This window comes from Rubritalea spongiae (assembly GCF_042652385.1).
Taxonomy (GTDB): Bacteria; Verrucomicrobiota; Verrucomicrobiia; order Verrucomicrobiales; family Akkermansiaceae; genus Rubritalea; species Rubritalea spongiae.
The window spans coordinates 1,801,498-1,819,652 of record NZ_JBHSJM010000001.1; the positions used below are offsets into that span (position 1 = coordinate 1,801,498).

At 47.1% G+C, this 18,155-nt stretch carries 14 protein-coding genes; 6 read left to right on the forward strand and 8 right to left on the reverse strand.

Features of this window, described 5'->3' with window-relative positions; translation table 11 throughout:
• Window positions 1-33: 33 nt before the first annotated feature.
• Together ACFPK9_RS08175 and ACFPK9_RS08180 are read left to right on the forward strand one after the other, a co-directional pair.
• On the forward strand, window positions 34-711 hold the full coding sequence (locus tag ACFPK9_RS08175) for an ROK family protein (RefSeq protein WP_377094359.1): 678 nt from the start codon (window positions 34-36) through the stop codon (window positions 709-711).
• A 68-nt stretch (window positions 712-779) separates the two neighbouring features.
• Window positions 780-1,751: a hydrolase gene (locus tag ACFPK9_RS08180; RefSeq protein WP_377094360.1), complete on the forward strand. Its 972-nt coding sequence runs from the start codon at window positions 780-782 to the stop codon at window positions 1,749-1,751.
• A gap of 12 nt (window positions 1,752-1,763) precedes the next feature.
• Here the strand turns inward: ACFPK9_RS08180 and ACFPK9_RS08185 are convergent, their stop codons facing one another.
• The 3 genes from ACFPK9_RS08185 to ACFPK9_RS08195 are packed head-to-tail and all read right to left on the reverse strand — an operon-like array spanning window position 1,764 to window position 6,472.
• The gene (locus ACFPK9_RS08185) at window positions 1,764-2,399 is read right to left on the reverse strand and encodes a hypothetical protein (protein WP_377094361.1); all 636 of its coding nucleotides are present in this window, start codon (window positions 2,397-2,399) and stop codon (window positions 1,764-1,766) included.
• A 37-nt stretch (window positions 2,400-2,436) separates the two neighbouring features.
• The gene (locus ACFPK9_RS08190; RefSeq protein WP_377094362.1) at window positions 2,437-3,840 is read right to left on the reverse strand and encodes a DUF1501 domain-containing protein; all 1,404 of its coding nucleotides are present in this window, start codon (window positions 3,838-3,840) and stop codon (window positions 2,437-2,439) included.
• 37 nt (window positions 3,841-3,877) lie between these two features.
• Window positions 3,878-6,472, reverse strand: a complete 2,595-nt coding sequence (locus ACFPK9_RS08195) for a DUF1800 family protein (protein WP_377094363.1) — start codon at window positions 6,470-6,472, stop codon at window positions 3,878-3,880.
• Between the two features lie 269 nt (window positions 6,473-6,741).
• Between ACFPK9_RS08195 and ACFPK9_RS08200 the strand changes: the two genes are divergently transcribed.
• Together ACFPK9_RS08200 and ACFPK9_RS08205 are read left to right on the forward strand one after the other, a co-directional pair.
• On the forward strand, window positions 6,742-7,431 hold the full coding sequence (locus ACFPK9_RS08200) for a spermidine synthase family protein (RefSeq protein WP_377094364.1): 690 nt from the start codon (window positions 6,742-6,744) through the stop codon (window positions 7,429-7,431).
• A gap of 64 nt (window positions 7,432-7,495) precedes the next feature.
• Complete coding sequence (locus tag ACFPK9_RS08205; protein ID WP_377094365.1) at window positions 7,496-8,446, forward strand: alpha/beta hydrolase fold domain-containing protein; 951 nt, start codon at window positions 7,496-7,498, stop codon at window positions 8,444-8,446.
• 62 nt (window positions 8,447-8,508) lie between these two features.
• Here ACFPK9_RS08205 and ACFPK9_RS08210 read toward each other — a convergent pair whose 3' ends face one another.
• From ACFPK9_RS08210 to ACFPK9_RS08220, 3 genes are all read right to left on the reverse strand, one after another.
• Window positions 8,509-8,946, reverse strand: coding sequence for a DUF5069 domain-containing protein (locus ACFPK9_RS08210; RefSeq protein WP_377094366.1), 438 nt, complete (start codon window positions 8,944-8,946; stop codon window positions 8,509-8,511).
• A 137-nt stretch (window positions 8,947-9,083) separates the two neighbouring features.
• A complete protein-coding gene (locus ACFPK9_RS08215) occupies window positions 9,084-12,230 on the reverse strand; it encodes a PVC-type heme-binding CxxCH protein (protein ID WP_377094367.1) in 3,147 nt (1,048 codons plus the stop codon).
• 279 nt (window positions 12,231-12,509) lie between these two features.
• On the reverse strand, window positions 12,510-13,190 hold the full coding sequence (locus ACFPK9_RS08220) for a lysozyme inhibitor LprI family protein (RefSeq protein WP_377094368.1): 681 nt from the start codon (window positions 13,188-13,190) through the stop codon (window positions 12,510-12,512).
• Window positions 13,191-13,645: 455 nt separating this feature from the next.
• Between ACFPK9_RS08220 and ACFPK9_RS08225 the strand changes: the two genes are divergently transcribed.
• Window positions 13,646-14,569, forward strand: a complete 924-nt coding sequence (locus tag ACFPK9_RS08225) for a DMT family transporter (protein WP_377094369.1) — start codon at window positions 13,646-13,648, stop codon at window positions 14,567-14,569.
• A gap of 71 nt (window positions 14,570-14,640) precedes the next feature.
• On the opposite strand, the gene ACFPK9_RS08230 is transcribed toward ACFPK9_RS08225, so the two are convergent.
• Window positions 14,641-15,351: a hypothetical protein gene (locus ACFPK9_RS08230; protein ID WP_377094370.1), complete on the reverse strand. Its 711-nt coding sequence runs from the start codon at window positions 15,349-15,351 to the stop codon at window positions 14,641-14,643.
• 110 nt (window positions 15,352-15,461) lie between these two features.
• On the opposite strand from ACFPK9_RS08230, the gene ACFPK9_RS08235 reads away from it, so the two are divergent.
• Window positions 15,462-16,400, forward strand: coding sequence for an MBL fold metallo-hydrolase (locus tag ACFPK9_RS08235; protein WP_377094371.1), 939 nt, complete (start codon window positions 15,462-15,464; stop codon window positions 16,398-16,400).
• A gap of 60 nt (window positions 16,401-16,460) precedes the next feature.
• Here ACFPK9_RS08235 and ACFPK9_RS08240 read toward each other — a convergent pair whose 3' ends face one another.
• Window positions 16,461-18,146 (reverse strand): DUF1318 domain-containing protein, encoded by a 1,686-nt coding sequence (locus tag ACFPK9_RS08240; protein ID WP_377094372.1) that lies wholly within the window; start codon window positions 18,144-18,146, stop codon window positions 16,461-16,463.
• Window positions 18,147-18,155: the final 9 nt, after the last annotated feature.

The window sequence follows — 18,155 nt, forward strand, 5'->3', positions numbered from 1 at the left end:
GACGCTACAGACCTCTTTAGTATGCAGTCAGCTATGGCATCCAATCCTGATACAAAGCGCATCCTCGTAGTAGACATCGGAGGCTCAAATATAAAACTCATCGCAACTGGCGTTGAGAACCGTATTAAAATTCCATCTGATCCCGACCTCACAGCCAAACGACTCGTCAAGCAAGTGCGTGAAGCAACTGCTGACTGGGACTACGATGTGATCTCGCTAGGTGCTCCGTGTGCCTGTAAAAATAATCGTCCAGTGAAAGAGCCTCATAATTTAGGCACAGGCTGGATCGACTTCGACTTCGAAGCTGCCTTTGGCAAACCGACAAAAGTCATCAATGATGCCACCATGCAAGCCATCGGCTGCTACCAAGGCGGCACGATGCTCTTCTTAGGTTTTGGCACCGGTCTAGGTACCACACTCATTAAAAATGGCACCGCGGTCCCCCTGGAAGCAGGTCACTTACCCTACCGTAAAAAACAAAGCTTTGAAGACTACGTTGGTAAAGATGGCCAAGCACACCTTGGACAAGAAAAATGGAACAAACACGCACTGCGTATCATTAAAATTCTACGTCACGCCTTCAATGCTGACGACGTCGTTCTAGGTGGTGGTAATGCTAAAGTCATCGAGAACATTACAGAGAACACACGTTGCGTAACGAACCATGCCGCTTTCGACGGCGGATTTCGCATGTGGGAAGCTGACTGGTAATTGGGGCCCTAACTAGACCTAACACCTTTAATTTGGCTGTGTGCAGTACAACCTCCCAGCTATGAATCATGCATAACTGGTTCAAGCATTTCCCCGTTCCGTGGTGGGCTAAAAACTCTCACGTCCAGACCATTCTTCCGACCTTTCTCAAAACACACTCTCTTTCGCTGCGACGCGAGCGACTTGAGTTAGAAGACGGCGACTTCATTGACCTCGATTGGGCGGACACCAGCTCTCCGTCTGATCGCGTTGTCGTCATCCTCCACGGGCTCGAAGGGGGATCAGACTCACCTTACGTCAAGCGCCTGATCACGCTGTGTCAGCAAAAAGGTATTCCTGCCGTCGTCCACCACCATCGTAGCTGTTCAGGGGAAAACAATCGCCTCGCGCGCAGTTACCACAGCGGTGAAACCAACGACTTTCAACGTACTTTCACCTACCTAAAACAGCTTCATCCAGGCCGCGAAATCCACGCCGTCGGGTACAGTCTGGGAGGCAATGCCCTGGCAAAATATTTAGGCGAACAACAAGAGAAATCGCTCGTCGACCGAGCAGTCATCGTCTCCGCGCCCCTGCAGCTTTCAGCCTGCGCCAAACGGCTCGAAGGCGGATTCTCCACCATTTACCAACGCCACTTGATTAAGAAGCTGCAACGTAAAACCGCGGAAAAACTAGCTAGCCCTCAGCTCCGTGATTCCATGCCACTACAGCCCTCACAACTCCACCAGCTGAAAACATTTCACGACTTCGACAACCTCGTTACCGCACCGCTCCACGGCTTCGCCGATGTCCACGACTACTACGCGAAATGTTCCGGTCTCCAATTTCTAAATGCAGTGACCACGCCCACACTCATCATTCATGCCGAAGACGACCCGTTCATGACAGAAGCCGTCATTCCCAAGCCCGCACAGCTTTCAGAAAGCATCACATATGAACTCTATCCATTCGGCGGACACGTCGGCTTCATCACCGGCGGCCCGCCATGGAAACCAAAGTACTTTCTCGAAAGTCGCATTGGAGCATTCCTCAGCATTTAAAAAGACGAGTAATCAGTTCATCTGATAGGAACTAATATCATCATTAGTGAACATCGTGAGATCTGGACCCGCAGAACGTACCTCCAAACGCGTGCTGGATTCAGAATGGAAAAAGTAAGGAGTACCCCACTTATCAGTCAACTCCCCTTCATGGTTAATCCGAGTATTTTCACGCGAAATGAAAGCTATCTTCTTTTTATTATCTCCGAGCAGAGCATTGGTGATCTCATAATTAAATCCAGTGGGAAAATACCCTCCGTTGGCGACGCTTCTGAAGCTTCCTAACAAAGCAAGAACATGATCGATTTCTGTCTCAGGTGCCAATTCCATACCCCCCAATTCTGTCGCCTCAGGCAATAATTGTTGGGGATCACTTGGATCATTTCTGAGCTTCGCCAACATTTGATCAAAACGAAACTGAAGAACTGCAGCCTCTCGCTGATCGGCGGTTAACTTCCCCTCAGAGAGTCTCCGATCAGGGGCTTGTAAATCACTCGATCTACCTCCATGACCACGTAATTTAGCCTTTGAATGAACTAGAGAAGAGAACTCCCCTCCAGCTCGTTCGGCCTGCTCACTAGTTTGAGTAAGCAGCAGGCAGCTTATGCAAATCAAGCCGCCTACTGCTAATGCTAAAATCCATTTCATAGAATAGTTTTGTAACTTTTTCTTCTAAGCATGATGACTAACCAAACATCCCTGCTATAGGTGTTTGCGTGGAACCAGAAGTCCAGAAGTTGCGAATATTCGGCACTACTAACTCCATCTCATTATTATTCTCGATCCCGTACCAATACGCCAATGAAGCATGTAACTCATCGACCGAAGTCGTCGGCAATTGTCTTCCCCGGCCAGTATCAGTCATGGTTCCGAGCGCCAAGGTTGGGTAATCTCCAAAGACTTGCCCACCAGAGACTGGTCCACCCATCACAATCTGGTTTCCACCCCATCCATGGTCGGTACCTCCGCCATTGGTAGTAAGACTTCGGCCAAAATCAGAGGCCGTGTAAGTCACCACTTTGTCGTGGTAGCCAATTTCCTTCAGAGCTGCATTGAAAGCAACAAGCGCATCGCTCACCGATTGAAGCAAATTATTATGAGCATCAAGTCCTTCACCGTGTAGGTCAAATCCACCTTGAGAACAAAAGAAAGTCTGCCTGTTAGCATTGAGTCCATCCACACCTTGAGCCTTAATGTAAATTGCCACTTGGCGCAATTGCTTGCCAAGGTAGGTGTTAGGGAAAGGCGTCGCGATGTCGGTATTGTCTGCGATCGTTTCCAGAAGCTCAGTTTGTTCAATAGACCTCGCTCTGACGTGTTCGTGATGGTTTTGTAGCACCGTGCTGTATGCTTTTTCTAAATCAGAATCCACAGCATCTTTTATCGAGCTATTCGACTTATACAAATCGAGACTATTCACTCCCCCTTTAATCGAAAACGGAATGGAACTTCCACTATCTTGGAAAAGATTACTTCCGCTAGGTGACAAATTAACCGCGGCGGTCGCATTATTGTTAGCCGCATCATTGAGGATTTCTAACATCCGTCCACCCCAACCCGTTACTGAACCGGATCGAGTATCACTAATGGATGTCTGCCACTGCTTTTGCTGGTCATTGTGAGAATAGAGACCATAAGGAAGTTTCACAGAACTGTTCTGCATTTGGCTCAAGGTCGTAGGTTCGACTAGAGTTCCCACATTCGCAACAAAACTGAGATCTCCATCATCAAAGAGATTTTTTACCCCCTCCATCCGACGGTGCACATGGTAATCCTGACCTGATACAGAATCGACGATACGATGCATCTCCGCTTGAGGCAGCGCTAAATTCCCACGCGTCGCCACGTAATTATCCCATGCTGAACCCAAACCAGGAGTTAACATGTTGAAAGAATCATTACCTCCATGGAAAAAAATACAGACCAAACCTTTGTAGTCAGTAATCGATCCTGACGGCCTAGCGGCAAATACCTGATTTACCATCTTCAGAGAGATAATTGAGGAGAGCGCTCCAATCGAAGTCATTTTACCGCAATCTTGGAGAAACGATCTGCGGCTGACAGTTTTATTAAAGAAACTATTTTTCATAATACTTAAGTAGCTAAATTTGTGAAATGAATGATGATTAAAATGAGAGGGTGTAGTAGGGTGAGCTAAAAATTAGCGTCAAAGCCTGCGCGAACTGCTCCTGCTTGTTTGCAGTAGAGCTCTCAACAGAAGAGACTAAAACGTCTCTAGCTTCCTTACTCATTTGCCCATGGCAGAGTTCTCGGTTCACATCTCTAACGAATTGTTCAAGCGGAATGTCCATCTCGATCATCCGCTGCAACCAAGTGAACTCCACATACGCATTCTCCTGAATATAATTGAGATAACTCGTAGTACGCGTATCTTCCATCATAGCCAAACACTCCTCAAAATCATGAATCACATGATCCGAGAGTGTCTGCGTCTCGGGTGACACAAACTCGATATCAAAGGCGCTTTTCGCCGCTGCAATCGGTCCACTTCCTGGTGAATGTTCAGTATCGTAGTAATTAAACACAGACGGAGCACGCATAGGAACTTGTCCAAAGTGTGGTGTCATATCGCTCGCCGCCTTCTTTGTTCTAGGCGGATACAGCAACATGCCACTTGCGGCAGTAGTTGTTGGCTCCAGATAGCGGTATAGCTGAGTCCACTGGAGGATAGGCTCTTTAATCCGACCCGAAAGTGAATCTGAAGAAGCTACCGTGACGTTGTCTGAACTGATGTTTGCACTATTCGCTATACCAGAAAACTCAATCACTTCACGTACTTCAGGGTCTAGCAAGATCGCCTTCAGCACATTCTTCATATTTCCTACTGAGCCGTCGCCACCATATTGTCCCTCACCTCTCCAGCTTTGCGACACACGCGCCACATATGCACTAGATGGATTTGAAGAAGTAAACCGCTTGATGAGTTCACGGCTCAAGTAAGGCGCAGTACTCGGATGATAAGCCAGTGCGTCCAGAGCACTACTAATATCAGCATCACCACTTGATCCAGCAGTAAGAACCTCACCTGTTAGCAAGACCTTCTCACTCACATCGTGGTAAGCTTCCACCATAACCATCTCATTCTCATAAGAACCTGATCTTGTGACTGGAGGGGCTAAAAAGTTAGGTAATGATCCATCAGCATTAGAAAGACTCAGTCCTGTAAAAACCTTAGCCATCTCGCGAATGTCATCATTATCGTAATTTTCAATGAGATTCCCATTGCTATCGAATTGATAATTACCGTCTTGGTTTAAGGAATAGACACCACAGGAGAAGAGCTGCATTACCTCACGGGCGTAGTTCTCATCAGGAAAAATGTCTAACTCCTCATCACCTTTACTATTGTGCGCATAAGTTAGCCAGACTCCCATGAATGGGTCATAGGTAATGTCCTGCAAAATATCACGATGCGAGGTGAAGGCGTTGTTCAGCAACTTATCATAATAACTCGTGTAAGACCTCCAGATGTTATGACGCTCGAGATTTCCCCAGTACACAGAGGAAGTCACGAAAATTTGGCTTAATGCAAATGCCGTACGATGGCGCAGCTGCTCCTCAGACGTAGTAGCTTGATCCCACCATGCGTATTCGAAGTTATGAATATTGACACTCTCAAGAGGGTCGATCGCATAATAATTTTGGTGATAGAGGGCTAAATCTAGCAGATTTTCTCCACGCGGAAGCGCAAACTGCGCATCGATCCATTCCTCACAAGCTTCCAAATGACCAATCTCCGAAATACGTTTTGCTAAAGCATGTATCTCCTGACGCGAGCCGCCCATCGATGCGTGAGACAAGAAATGAGACGCCTGACATACTTCAATATAGCTTTGGCTTGGTGAGATTTCTAAATAATCCACCCGTCCAAATTCACCATTACTTCGTGTACCAGTAAGCCCCACTACTGATCCACTCTCCAGATAGATCCAATCGGTTTTGTGACTAGTCAGCGCCTCAACTGTAGGAGCTGCACTCCCAAGGTTTTTATTGGCCGTCCAGCTATCAACTCTCACGCCATCTACCGCGAGGGAATATACAGACTCCCCATCAGACTCATCAAAGTAATGAGTATCGATAGCGTAGTAGCCACTTGGGCCCGTAAAAGAAAAAATCGCCGTACCTTCTGCACCAGTTAGTATCACTGAACCACCGCTTGCCACCGCCACAGTACTCGGATTATATCCGCTCAGTTGAAGACTCTCAGCCTCGACGATTTCAGAAATCGAAATTGAGTCCACACGCCCATATTCCCCAGCATCCCTGGTAACCGTTAAGCTAAGTGTGTCACCATTTTGCAAGGCCACTCTTGGAATCTGCGCTGTCACTAAATTCCCTAAAGTGACCGCAGCTCCCTCTAAAATTTGATCGGCCGACCATGCAGCAATCTCCGTCCCATTTAAATTAAGAGTGTATTCAGAAACACCATCCGACTCGTCAAAATAAGTGACTGCAATATTCGCAAGAATGTCTGCACCGTTGTAGACTGTCGACGCCGTCCCAGCTGCTCCGCGAATCTGGATGTATTGTTGTGAGGAAGTGAATCCACTATCTCTCACAATGAAGCTGCTGAGGCTCATCGACTCTGCTTCGAAAATTGTCGGATTGGCCTCCGCCACACTCAAAGTGGCTCCTAGCGCCAGTAATTTTAGACACGGAGCACCAGTAAAATAGCCCTCCCTCTTTTGATTTTTTTTCATTGTATATTGTTGGGTTTTGCAATTTTCATGAATCTCATGAAAATTAATAATCTGTTAGAAGGAAAAACAGAGTATCGTAACTCATACATTATAAACACAATATGAGTCAATACACCCACAACGCCAACGCTATATACAAAATGCGACAGATTGCTATTGTGAGTAAATCTCGAATAGGCTCACCTTCGAGCAAGTAAAAACCACCTCCATATTCATCACAAACAAGATGGCACTTGTTCCCCTGCACATTCTGGTGAAGCCTTCGATCTATGAAGCCATACGAGAATCTTGCTAAATCTACTTTGCCTGACGGCACGGTATTTTCCCTCCACAAACACGACGGAAATTTCTATCTCAAGTACAATGGCTACGAGCTTATGAGTACCTCTCAGACATTCTCTGAGCGCCACCTCGCAGACATCGGACTCAAGCATTTACTCGAAGGCAAACCTTCTCGTCCGGAGCGACCACGCGTCATGATCGGAGGACTAGGACTTGGTTTCACCCTCAAGCGCACACTCGAACTCATCGGCAGGCCCGCCACAGTGGACGTCGCTGAGCTAATGCAGCCAATTATCGAGTGGAACCGTACCTTTCTTGTCGACTTCAACGGACCACTGTTAGAAGACCCTCGCACCTCAGTCATTGAAGGCGATTTCTACACGACCATCAGCAACAAGCCAAAAAATAGCTACGATGCCCTCCTCATCGACATCGACAACACGCCTGACGACCTCATCACCTCGGGCAATGACAAAATGTACTCACCCGCTTTTCTCCAGAAGATTAAACAAATCCTTAGTCCTAACGGCTGCGTGACCTACTGGCTTTCTGAACCAGCTCCCAAGTTCAAGAAACTTCTCGGACAGGCCGGTTTCAAAGTGGAAGAATACGCTTCAAAACCTCGCGAACACGCGAAACGCGCACGTCACTGCATCCTCATCGGTCGCAAGCAGTAAACTACTGCCGATAAAAAGCGAGATTTACGACTGAAAGCTTTTTCTCTAAAGACACACATTCAAAATGAAACTCTTCCACATATCAATCATACTCGCCTCAGTACTTTTGGCATCTTTCACCACCGCAGCTGAAAAGAAAGTTGCTTGGGAGGGTGAGAGCTTTCTCGATGTCACGTACAAGCAAGTGGGCAAACGCCAAATCAAGCTCGACATCTACAAGCCAAAAGACAGCACATCCACCAAAGCCCCCTTACTCTATTACGTCCATGGCGGCGGTTGGGCAGCTGGTGACAAAGCAAAAGGAGGCCTCCCTCTCATGCAACCAGTCTTCAAGCAAGTCGCTGAAAAAGGTTTCGTTTGTGTTTCAACGAACTACCGGCTCTTCAACAAAAACAATGGCGTCATCATGAAAGACTGCGTGACTGATGCCTTCGACGGCCTGCGCTTCATGATCAAAAATGCAGAACACTACGGTATCGATCCAACACGCGTAGTTGTTTGGGGTGACTCTGCTGGCGGTCAACTGGCACAGATGCTCACCCTTGCCGACTCAAATCGCTTCAAAGGGGACAAAGACCTAGCAAAGTATTCTACCAAGCCACTCGCTGGGATTTCATGGTATGGCCCAACTGATTTTACCGATGTTGAACTCTTCAAAACCGACCTCTCTGACAAGAACCCAGATCGCTTTGGGTTCAGAATCACTGGTGTCGATGGAGGCTTTGAGAAATTCCCTGATGAATACAAAGAAATGAGCCCCTACTACTGGCTCAAGAAAGACAGCCCACCGCTGTTTCTACTTCAGGGCGACACGGATGCTACGATCCCCTATGCACACGCGCCGCACCTCAAACAAAAAGCCGATGAAATTGGCGCCAATGTAAAGACTCTCATCGTCAAAAATGCAGGTCATAACTGGCGTAAGGCAGGAGGCCCCCCTGAGCCGAGTATCCCAGAAATTCAACAACTCACAGCGGAGTTTGCTATCCAGCAAGTTGAGGATGCTTCAAAATAAGCAAAAAAAGACGTGCCCCACTGCATCAGCAAGGCACGTCAGAAATTTATTTTCTTAAACGCTTAAATGCGACCTTCTTCGATGTCGTAGATGTCGAACCAATAGTATACGACGCGACCTTCAGGAAGATTTTCAGGGATGTAAGATTCAATAAACACCTGAAGCTCGATCGGCATTTCGCTAATACGCTTATAGCGAAGGTCGTTGTTCCACTGGACGATTTCTTCTTCAGTCAATGAGCTAGTCTGCTCCTTTACCCATGCTGCCATAGCTTCATCATCAGCTCCGCTGGCAGCCTTTTCTTTAAATGCTTCGGCGCTGATTCCTGTAAAATCGAAGAACACATTATCGAGTGGGCAATCGAAGTGGTACTCGTCAGCAGTGCCATTGATCGTAGCACGGCATTTATCGAGTGTACGGCCAGCAATGACAAAACCGCCTAGGGTCGCGCGCGGGCTACGTGGAAATTCTTTGGAGAGGTCAAGTGATTGAATAGACATAATAATTGGGTATAGAGTTATTCTTAGGAGCCACAAGGCCCCACCATTATTCCCAAATTTCTGACGCCCCCGACCAAAAAGCCCCACCAGTTTACTGGCAGGGCTTACTTTAAAATAAGTACTGAGCGAACGAACCCTTAGTTTAAGGTTTTGATGTAGGAAATAAGATCTACCATCATCTGGTCCTGCCATTGGTCAAACTCAGATGGCATGAAGGACTTTCCTGTCACTGAACCTTCAGACTTGATGTCAGATTTCGGGATAAACGTCTTTTGATTTCCACGCTGAGCAATCGTCATTCCGAAGTCGTTATCTTGGTAAAGGTAACCTTCTACCACAGTGCCATCCTTGCGGGTGACGCGGTGAAGATTATAGCCACCTTCCACCGCAACGTCTGGCTTCACAATCGCTGTGATCAGTGCATGCAGCTCACGAGTGGCTGAACCATCAAGTGCTGGTGCGATGTCGTAACCTTGGTCACCTACCGCATGACATGTCAGACATGAACCGAAGAGCGCCTGGCCAACAGCCGGATTCCCCTTGAGTGTTTGCGCGGCTTTCATGAATTGATCTACCTTCGCGTCCAGCTTAGCCACACGCTCATCTTCTGCTTTTTTCGCAGCAGCAAACACATCATTCGCATTCTTATCCTTCTTCAGATAAGCACGGACACGCTCCGCAGAGGAAAGATCGAAGTCAGATGCAGCTATAAGCTTATTCGCATACAAGTGCATCAGCGTTTTCGCCCCAGCAGCAGATTGTGAGAACAGCTTAGCCACAGACGCCTTGTCCGCACTAGACTCAGCCTTAAGAGTATCCTCAAGCACAGCAGTTCCTTCTTTTCCGTTTACTCTATTCAGAGCATCCATGACCTTGAGACGCGCCATAAATGGCAGACTCTGCTTTTGAGCGAGCTCCTTATAAAGCTTTTCATTCGCCTTCGCATCTAGCGCAAGTACAGGCAACGCAGCATCAATCAGCCCAGCGTCATTTGTGCTGGCCGCAATCGCCTTCACCTCTTTTGAGATAGCTTGAGACTTAATCATAGCAGCAACCTGCATGGTCAATGCCTGGCCTTCAGCAGACTCGGACTTAATACCTGCCTTGAGAGCTGGAGTCATCACTGCTGCAAGATTCCTAGAATCGACACGGCTCTGATTATCCACCGCTAACTTCAACAAGCTCGAGAAATTCTTTGGATTCTTAAAATCAGGCTCAACGACCTTGAGAATATTCTTATCCTTGAGCAAAGCGACTACAGAAACAAATGTCTCATCATCCATTGCTTCATCTCCGCGCATTTTCCAGAATTTAGCAAAAACCTTGCTTGTATCCTTCGCTCCCATTGCTTGAGAAGCCCAAAGCAAACTCCCTACAGGATATTCAATTGCCTTGTCAGAATTAAGAAATGCCGAGAGCGTCTCCGGATACGTTTCGAGAGCCTTACGCGCCAAGTAGCGTTCAAAGCTACGCTCATACGCACCACCAAGTGAGTTGCCTGGAATGTCTGGTTTGATGGTGGAAACAATCAACTCAACGATCGCTGGATCATCAATTTGCACCTCTTCCAGAGTTCTGATCACCTGCGAACGCACCATGCAGTTCTTATCTTCTACCAATGGCTGAAGAAGTTTCACCACGGTCCCCGCTGAAAGCTCAAAGCTTGCAAGCGAACGGATCGCTTCTCTACGGATGTTGTGATTTTCATCTCTCAGAAGTGGCGCTACGAATGCTTCATCGAATTCACCGAGTGATTCAAATGCCCAAATCGCGTGAACGCGTGTGCTGACTGTATTATTAGTATCAGCAGCGATCTTCTTGATTTCAGGAAGTAGACTCTTCACCTGGCGGTCAGCAATCTGGTGCCAAGCAGCACGCTTTTCCCAACGAGTAGGACCTAAAAGGTGCTTAGCGAGATCTTCATCCTTAGTCTCGATCAAGTTCGGCACATCGATCGGCTTTTGGCTCTCGTGACGAATTCTCCAAATACGACCGTGCGATTTATCACGCGTAGGGTCGGTTCTCGGAAGCTCATTATGGGAAACGATCTTGTTGTACCAATCAGCAATGTAGAGGCAGCCATCTGGACCAAACTCAATATTCACTGGGCGAAACCATTCATCACTCGACTTGAGCAAATCATCAAGGTGGGTACCAACGATATTGCCATCAGCATCGCGCTCGACACGCACGGTATTGATCGTGTTAGTGATCGGGTTCGCGAGGAACGCCACGTTTCTCCATTCCTCTGGGAAGGTGTTCGCGTCGTCGTCGCTAAATGCAAGGCCTGAAATCCCTGTGCCGCCCACTCGGAAGGGATGCACTACAGGCACCATCGGCTGATAACTGCGAATCTTATCATTACCAATACCTAAGAAGCCAGTTCCCGGCTCCATTGGCACGACAGAGTGACTTTTATCATTCGCCTCTGTACCATACCACTGGCCGTCTGCGCGCAGCTGGAATCCCCAGATGTTATTTAAACCACTGCTCACCAATTCGATTTTCTTACCATCCAGTGAGAAACGCGCAATCTTACTGTAATTAATCTGTTGCTTTTCTCCAGAAGCCACCGCAGTGACTTCACCGAGATTCATCGCCCCATGTGAGAAATGTATCCAACCACCAGGACCACGCACCAAGGTGTGCGACATCGTGTGGGAATCAATAAAGCTAAAACCGGTCAGAACGGTCTTCGGCTTCTCAAATTTCCCATCACCATCCGCATCTTCCATGTAAAGCATTTCAGAACCGTGCGCGACATAGACACCATTCTTGTATGGAAGAATACTCTGCGGCATCGTCAAACCTTCTGCCACCACTGGAATTTCACCCTCAACCTTTTTCGTCGGATCATCAATTAGCAAAATTCGATCAGTCCCACGCTCTTCTAGCTTATAAAGCCTCTTCAAACGTAAGTACTCAGGCTGCTTCCAAAGCTTATCATTAGGGTTGCCTACCTTGGCACGAATTGTGCGATTCGGAGTGTTCCCAAATGGATCCATGGGGTACATCTCAGCAGTCTGCGTCCATAGACGTCCTGCATCATCAAAGGTTAAATCGATTGGGTTGATCACACCATTTTCCTCAGAGGCAACCAACTCGATCACAAAACCTTCTGGCAATTTAAATGACGCTAACTCTTCTTCTACCGAAAAGGGATCTTTACGATTCGAGTGGGTAATTTTGATAATATTCTTATCGCGCTTATACGCCATAAGGTCCGTAGGCAGAGTCAAAATGACTCCAGCTACGATAGTTGAGGTAATCTTCGTGATGTGCATGATATGATAATATGGGATATCAGAAATTTATGTGATTGGCAGTTCTTCTCTGTGAGAAACTCAGCTGTATGCAGATTACGCACACTTTAGAGAAGTTTTTCAACTTACTCGATTTTCTGTGATGCAGATCGATACCAATCCGACTGAAAGCTATACAACTCCAGTTCCATAACAAACAGAGCTTATTGATGTAAGCTCGTTCTCCCGCCCTGTCAAATCGAAGCCCCCTACATACCCCACAATGGAATATGTAAAACCCACATAACCCAAACTAGGCATTCATTGACTACATCCTCCATCAATCACCGGCTCAAACTCACCAATGCGATAATACTCTCCATCGAAGTATGCCCTAGCTCCGTGGTAATAAGAAGAATTGATTCCTTCCACAGTCACCGTCCGAGCATCGTAAGCTTTTTTAAAGTTGATCCAAGTCACACCTTCTTTTTCCTCAACGATCCCTTTGTCAGTGAATCTTGCAGCCATTTGATTTGTAACAGCATTTCCAGATATAGAACCAGTATGATATGTCGGACCACGCACTACCATCATTTCAAAATAGATCGTCCCATTCTCGTTCGTCAAAATCGACAAAGAACCTCCGTGACCATCACTATAAAGCCCATCCCACACCCCTTCCTTCGGCTTCACGTTAGCACGCACCCACAGGTATTGCGCTCTACTTGCCGTCATGTATTCCAATAACTCCCAGTAACGAATCGTCCCCTTCTCTGATGCTAAACGCTTTTCTGTATCTAATTTGTGCTCTAGCCACTCTTTCTGCGATTTTTTGATCTCCGCAAACTCATACTCTGGCAGCACCTTTTTGACCTGCTGATAATTGGCATTCAATTTTTTATCCGCCGCCTTATACAACAACTTCACCTCTGCAAGCCCATCTGCAGACAATACTAAGTTAAAACAAAATAAAACGAGGACTGAGAACACACTGACTTTCATAACGAACAAATATTAGAACTCGATCTATCAGTTAATGATCAATCTCACAAGTGATTAAGCGTGAATTGAATCCTCCGCTCGCATTTTTCACCACGTATATTCGTATTCAAAAGGGTCGCACAATGTAGAACTAGATAACCCTTTGTGAGGCTCAACATCCTCATCCATCGTACCAATCATACAAATATGGCTGCACTACTTCTATGACGCCATACGGCCTAGACTTGACAGACTGAGCCATTTCTTATTGATTCCCAGTCAAATGCATTCTGCAGCTCATTCACTCATTATGATCGCACTCCGCTGGCTCGTCCCAGCGCGGGTCGTAAATGAGTGCTTATAAGTTCTGAATGTATTTCTAACTAACTCTAACCGACCCGCTTTGGATTCACCGATGCGGGTCTTTTTTATGCCTAAATGAGTGTGAGTTCAGACCGGTCTATGGAGATACTACCATGTATAGACCACCAACCATACCAACGTCAGTCACCATACCATCATTGGTGATTCTCGGTTCCTTTTTGTTCTGCGCAAAGGGAATCATCGTGAAGCTCATGTACGCTGAGGGCCTTGTTCCTAGCAGCGTAATGGCTCTGCGTATGCTTACAGCCACACCAGTATTCGTGGTGATGGTGGCTCTACATTGGAAAAAACTCACGACGATCCGTCGCCGAGATTGGGGCTTGATGGGGCTCCTCGCCTTCATCGGCTATTACCTCTGCTCACTAGTGAATATGATTGGGCTTCAATACATCAGTGTAGGATTAGAAAGAGTCATCCTTTTTAGCTACCCAAGCATTGTAATTGCTGGATCCATTCTCTTTCAAGGGAGTCGGCCAAAAGCTGGCACCTACATTGCCTGCATCCTCACTTGGGTGGGCTTGAGTTTACTCATTCACAAAGAAATCAGCTTTGCCGGCGACACAAACCAAATACTCTACGGCTCAGCCATGGTCTTACTCAGCGCCATCATTTACGCCAGTTACATCATGATCGCTAAACCAGTAATTCAGCGTGTGGGCGTCCAGCTATACACGGGGCTCACTATGTGCATCTGCGCTGGAATTATCCTTGGCCACTTCAGCATTGAAAATGGCGATTTCAGTAGCCTGTTTGCTTCTCAGGAAATTATTTCTTACGGAGCCGCTATCGGTATTGCTGGAACTGTGATTCCCTTACTCTTGCTATCCTATGCCTTGTCCAAGATCAGCTCATCCTCCTACGCAGTGATCTCCTCGATTGGTCCTATCCTCACAATCGTGCTCTCCATTTTGTTCATCGGGCAGTTGCCAGATAAAGCGCAATGTATCGGGCTCACGCTCTCAATTGTCGGTGGGATCTTTGCCAGCCTTCAAAAACAAAATAACGCTAGTACCTAAAACCATAAGTGGCTCAAAGTTTTCAGCTTGTAACTTTGAGCCACTTTTTAAATTTATCTATTCCACCCGTCCTAGGGACGTTCGGTCCCAGTCTTAGAACGTATTTTATCTGCTAAACCACCAAATTTCTGTTGCACCTCAATATCACGATCTGCTGCCGTTCGTTCAGTACCTGAAACTTCCTGAAGTAGCTGCTGGTACTCAGCATTATCAGTAGCTGGGTCACTGGGGCTAACACCTTGTTCAGAGAGGATCTCATTCGTTTTAGCCTGATGCTGTTCAATTTTATCCAATGATTCATCATAGGATCGAATTACCTCAGACACATCAGTTTGCTTTTTGGTTTCAGCCACCAGAGCTTGAGTGTTCTCCATTGCGCCAGCCACCTTAGCCTGATTCTCCGAAGAGAAATACCAAAAAGCTCCACCTCCAATGATCACCACAAGAACTGCAATCTTAGCAATGTTCGAACTGGTCTTATTCCGTGCTTTTTTCTGCTCCCGAAACGCAAAGGCTTCTTGTAAACCCGTGTTGTAATCATGCACACTTATCGCTTCTGTATGCTCGTGATGGACCTTTAACTCTTCGCCGCTATTCTCTTTAGGAGATTTATTTGGAGTGAGCACGTCCTCGGCAAAAATTGGCTTGCTCGGGATTTTGAAAGGAATTGCAGAAATTGCACTAGTTTTGCTTTCAGGGGAACCACCGTCCACCGAATCATTAGGGGAATTTTGACTCATTTGAAAACAAAAATTAAAGGTCATAGATACTAGGTCAATCATAAATTCGAAAACCTAATTGCACTATATATTTTCTCTCTTCGGCACTCAGCCAAAAAACATTTCGCATCTTTTGTATTTCTAACGCACAATGACTGGGAAAATACCGAGACATGCCGAAAAAAGAGAAAAAGAAAGACTACGCTGGTGTCATGCCGAAGAAAGGATGGGTCAAACGCAACATCCATTTTTTCGGTAGACGTATTTTCGTGCAGGTTTTTAAAAAGCGTCTCGGCGAAGCAAAACACGCCGTGCTCGATCCGCCAGCTGAAGGCATCGCCCGCATCACCTGGATCGGTCACGCTTCCTTTCTGCTCCAATTCGCTGACCACTCAGTCCTCATCGACCCTAACTGGGCCCACTGGCATGGATTCGTCAAACGCCAGCGCAATCCTGGCCTTGGCATCAAGTTCCTCCCCCATATCGATCTCGTCCTCGTCAGCCACGCTCACTTCGACCATCTTCATAAAAAATCGCTCAAAATCGTCGACTCGCGCGAAGGCATCATCGTCCCAAAAGGCAGTCGCAAACTCGTTGAAAGGTTAGGTTTCCACAAGGTTTATGAAATGGCCATCTGGGACGACCTAAAATTTGATGACCTCACCATCACTCACACACCCGCCCACCACTGGGGTGCTCGCTATCTTCATGACACCCACCGCGATTACGGAGGTTACATCGTAAAATCCGGAGACCTCACTATCTTCCATTGTGGTGACAGTGCCTACTTCGAAGGCTTCGAAGAAATTGGCAAACGCCACCACATCGACATCGCACTCATGCCCATCGGCGCTTACAACGCTCCCAGTGGTCGTGATGTCCATATGAATCCCGAAGAAGCCATCAAGGCCTTCCTCGAACTCGGTGCCGAATATCTCATCCCCATGCACTACCGCACATTCCCACTCGGCAATGAACCCGACAACGAACCTGAAGAACGACTCGTCGCAGAAGCCAAACGCCTAGGCCTCGAAGACCGCGTCATTGTCCTAGACGAAGGGGTAGGCATCGAACTCGAGGGCTCGTACAGCTCCGCCGGTGAAAATATATAAAAAAGCCGCCTGAACCAATTGGTCAAGCGGCTATAGAAGTCAGGGGGTTCCAAGTATAGATTAATTACGCTTTAGCCAAATTTCGACACGGCGGTTCTTAGCACGTCCATCTGCAGAGCCATTATCTGCCACAGGCATCGCTTCACCAAATCCTCTTGCCACTACGTTGGTCACCCCCTTCGCTTCCAATAGCTCACGCACTGAATCGGCTCGCTGCCTAGAAAGGCGCATGTTCGCGAAATTGGAACCCACGCTATCTGCGAAACCAACCAACACCACTGAGACATTCTCATTCCCTGAGTTTGCTAGGTAACTAGAAAGACGATCCAGGTTGTTGATAGAGTTAATATCTGGCTCGTTCGACCCTTGCACAAAACGAATGTTCGCCTGCGTGTCCTTACGGTCAGCTCCGACAATCAAATCCTTGTATTCTTGGGGCACACTTGCATCAGCCAAAAGCTGCTTTTTTAAGCTTTCCGCGTTGCTCTGATCCTGCTTGGTCGACAAACCTTGGCCAACAAGACCAACCTTATCAACGACTGCCTGACCATTGTTAGACATCACGAACTTCACCAAATCACGCGCCATTTGATTCGCTTCAATTGGTAAATAAAAATACAACAGACGCGCCAGTGGATAATCCTGCGTCTTCACCGTCAGACGAGTTGGCTGAAATGGACGTGCTTGCTGTCCCGCCTGCACAGCTAAGCCTTTAACAGAGGAATTCACGTAAGCTAACCCCGTAAAACCAATTCCACCCTTATCCGCTGCCACATTACGTACCAACAAAGATGAGTCCTCAAAACGCTTCACATTCTTTTCAGATAAGCTGAGTTTGAATGGCTTGAGCACGCGCGACTTAAACGTATCCCAAGTGCCCGATTGTTGATCGCGAGCATAGAGAAAGATGTTTCGGTCTGGCCCACCTAACTGCTTCCAGTTGCTAATCTTACCTGCAAAAATATCAGCCACTTGCTCTACGGTGAGAGACTTGATCGGATTCGAACGGTTCAACACCACAGCCACTCCATCTAGAGCAATCGGAAATTCTGAAGCTGCTGTACGCAAGTCTCCATATCCAGCAGCAGCCAGCATTTCTTGCTCTTTATCCTTCATCGGACGAGACGACATACCGATATCGCAATACTTCCCTCGCAAGCCGACTCCCTTATTCTCCTCAGTCTCGTCAAATGCAGTCGATGAGCCATGCGCTTTAATTTCCACTACACCCAGCTCTCTCTTTCCTGGTCGCTTATAAGTGATCTGAGACTCTACCCCTTCTCGCTCAATCGCAACGTTAGAATACCCACGGTCTTTTAAAAATGCCATCACCAGCTCAGGAGCCAAAGAAGCACCTACCGTATTTGAGCCATCAATTCGCAAGGTCGTCACTAACTCTGGAGCGGTCACATCCACTCCCATACGTATGGCAAATTGCTTCGCAATCTCCTCCTTAGTCTGGTGCTGCATCGCAGCAATAATACTAAACATGCGTTCGCGATCCTTATTCTCAGCTTCGACCATACGCTTTGCTTCTGCAGGCGCGCCTTCTGCAGCGCTCAGCAAGCCAGAAGCTGTCTCCTTAGCGGCATCAGTTGACTTTAAATAACTCACAAGAGCTGTCCGCTCTGCCCTACTCTTCTTTAGGCTAGCGAATTCTTCCTTCTGCCCATCTGCTTGCACAAAAGCAACCATCGCGGCCATGAATAACCCGACTAACCAGGTGATCTTACCATTCGTTTTCATTGTATAATT

What these genes read in the sequence shown, in the direction of transcription:
- ACFPK9_RS08225 (WP_377094369.1), top strand. Translation starts at nt 13,646, where the DNA reads ATGTATAGACCACCAACCATACCAACGTCAGTCACCATACCATCATTG.
- ACFPK9_RS08205 (WP_377094365.1), top strand. Translation starts at nt 7,496, where the DNA reads ATGAAACTCTTCCACATATCAATCATACTCGCCTCAGTACTTTTGGCA.
- ACFPK9_RS08220 (WP_377094368.1), bottom strand. Translation starts at nt 13,190, where the DNA reads ATGAAAGTCAGTGTGTTCTCAGTCCTCGTTTTATTTTGTTTTAACTTA.
- ACFPK9_RS08240 (WP_377094372.1), bottom strand. Translation starts at nt 18,146, where the DNA reads ATGAAAACGAATGGTAAGATCACCTGGTTAGTCGGGTTATTCATGGCC.
- ACFPK9_RS08200 (WP_377094364.1), top strand. Translation starts at nt 6,742, where the DNA reads ATGAAGCCATACGAGAATCTTGCTAAATCTACTTTGCCTGACGGCACG.
- ACFPK9_RS08190 (WP_377094362.1), bottom strand. Translation starts at nt 3,840, where the DNA reads ATGAAAAATAGTTTCTTTAATAAAACTGTCAGCCGCAGATCGTTTCTC.
- ACFPK9_RS08175 (WP_377094359.1), top strand. Translation starts at nt 34, where the DNA reads ATGGCATCCAATCCTGATACAAAGCGCATCCTCGTAGTAGACATCGGA.
- ACFPK9_RS08215 (WP_377094367.1), bottom strand. Translation starts at nt 12,230, where the DNA reads ATGCACATCACGAAGATTACCTCAACTATCGTAGCTGGAGTCATTTTG.
- ACFPK9_RS08180 (WP_377094360.1), top strand. Translation starts at nt 780, where the DNA reads ATGCATAACTGGTTCAAGCATTTCCCCGTTCCGTGGTGGGCTAAAAAC.
- ACFPK9_RS08195 (WP_377094363.1), bottom strand. Translation starts at nt 6,472, where the DNA reads ATGAAAAAAAATCAAAAGAGGGAGGGCTATTTTACTGGTGCTCCGTGT.
- ACFPK9_RS08185 (WP_377094361.1), bottom strand. Translation starts at nt 2,399, where the DNA reads ATGAAATGGATTTTAGCATTAGCAGTAGGCGGCTTGATTTGCATAAGC.
- ACFPK9_RS08210 (WP_377094366.1), bottom strand. Translation starts at nt 8,946, where the DNA reads ATGTCTATTCAATCACTTGACCTCTCCAAAGAATTTCCACGTAGCCCG.
- ACFPK9_RS08230 (WP_377094370.1), bottom strand. Translation starts at nt 15,351, where the DNA reads ATGATTGACCTAGTATCTATGACCTTTAATTTTTGTTTTCAAATGAGT.
- ACFPK9_RS08235 (WP_377094371.1), top strand. Translation starts at nt 15,462, where the DNA reads ATGCCGAAAAAAGAGAAAAAGAAAGACTACGCTGGTGTCATGCCGAAG.